Here is a 1560-nt window from a genome sequence, read left to right on the forward strand (position 1 = left end):
CAGACCGCTTCATCGTCAATCCGATCCACCAAATGCCGGGACTGAACACCTAGCTCAGCATTGCCCACGGTTAGACAACTGGCGTGTGACCAGCTCACATCCAATGATGTTTCGACGGGCTCGGCGGAATTCGTTTTCGTCTAGCCATAAATTTGCCCGGGAACGCTCCGATCGAGCGCGCCGGGTCGGAAGCCGACAATGACAACAGATAATGTGCCACCTGCCGCGCTGGGCGGAAATCCTTTCGCTCTGCCCGAGACGGCCCCACACCCACGAGCAGCAACGCCCCCCCTCATGCCGGCAGCGCCTGCGACGCCTCAAAGGCTATCGCCTGTTCTGCCACCCATGCCGGTGCTGTCTCAAAGGTTGGCGCCGGTAATGCCACCTAGACCGGCGCCGCCTAGTTCTTCGGCCATCCCGGCACCGACCGTGGCACCCCCGCCGCCGTTAGTAGAATGGTTGAGTGGTGGGGATTTGCAGGGACCGCCACCACTTCGCGAATGGCTTGTTGCTGACCTGATTCCGATGAACACCGTTACCCTATTCTATGGTGATGGAGGCACCGGAAAATCCTTACTGGCGTTGCAACTTGCCGCCTCCATAGCGCTTGGCCGAAGCTGGTTGAACCGGGTGCCAAACGTAGGCCGGACAATCTATCTTTCGGCAGAAGACGACCGCGCGGAACTGCATCGCCGACTTTCGATCATAGCAGGTTCGCATGACGCGACCACGGCCGATTTAACCGGAATCATAATCGCCGATTTGGCGGGTAAAGACGCGCTCCTAGCCAATTTGATCGCAAAAAAAGGAATTCTCACACGTACTCCGCTACTGGAGAAAATCGATCTGATGATCGGCGTCACAACGCCGCGACTCATCGTCGTAGACACATTGGCGGACGCCTACCCCGGTAACGAAAATGATCGTTCAATGGTCCGACAGTTCATCGGCATGATGCGAGGGCTCGCGATCAGACATCGGTGCGCCGTTGTGCTGCTAGCGCATCCATCATTGACAGGAATTTCGAGCGGAACAGGGGCGAGTGGATCAACCGCATGGAACAATAGCGTGCGCTCTCGCCTATACCTTGAACGCGTGAAAGATGGCGATTGCGAACCAAACCCGGACGCGCGTCGATTGAAGGTAATGAAAAGCAACTACGGTCGCATCGGGATTGAAATAGACATAGCCTGGAAGAACGGCGTTTTTATCGCGGAACAGCCCGCGAGAATGGGGGACGTTGATGCACGGGCCGAACGCATTTTCCTAGCGCTGATCGAGCAGCTTGCCGCGCAAGGTCGCTATTTGAACGTTCTACATGCTCCAAAAACGCTATCCGAGATGCCGGGCTCGGAAAGGCTAACCAAGAAAAAATTCAAGGACGCCATGGAGCGTCTGTTTATCAGCGGCAAGATTGGGAACCGCGAGATTACAGAAAATCGACGCCAAAGGACGGTGATTGTGATCCTCCCTTAAATTTCAGTCCGTACGGCCCCCGAGCAAACCCTAGGTGTTCAGTCCCGGCATTTGGTGGATCGGATTGACGATGAAGCGGTCTGG

1 protein-coding gene is annotated in these 1560 nt (G+C 56.3%); it reads left to right on the plus strand.

The genetic code is table 11. From position 1 onward, the window contains the following. The first annotated feature begins 378 nt into the window (after window positions 1-378). On the plus strand, window positions 379-1476 hold the full coding sequence (locus ACODTA_RS30280; RefSeq protein ID WP_489071395.1) for an AAA family ATPase: 1098 nt from the start codon (window positions 379-381) through the stop codon (window positions 1474-1476). The last annotated feature ends 84 nt before the right edge of the window (window positions 1477-1560 follow it).

It is taken from the genome of Sphingomonas sp. FG14 (genome assembly GCF_057809675.1).

Excerpts from the sequence above, each read along its gene's own strand:
- ACODTA_RS30280 (WP_489071395.1), top strand. The coding sequence starts at position 379 with ATGCCACCTAGACCGGCGCCGCCTAGTTCTTCGGCCATCCCGGCACCG.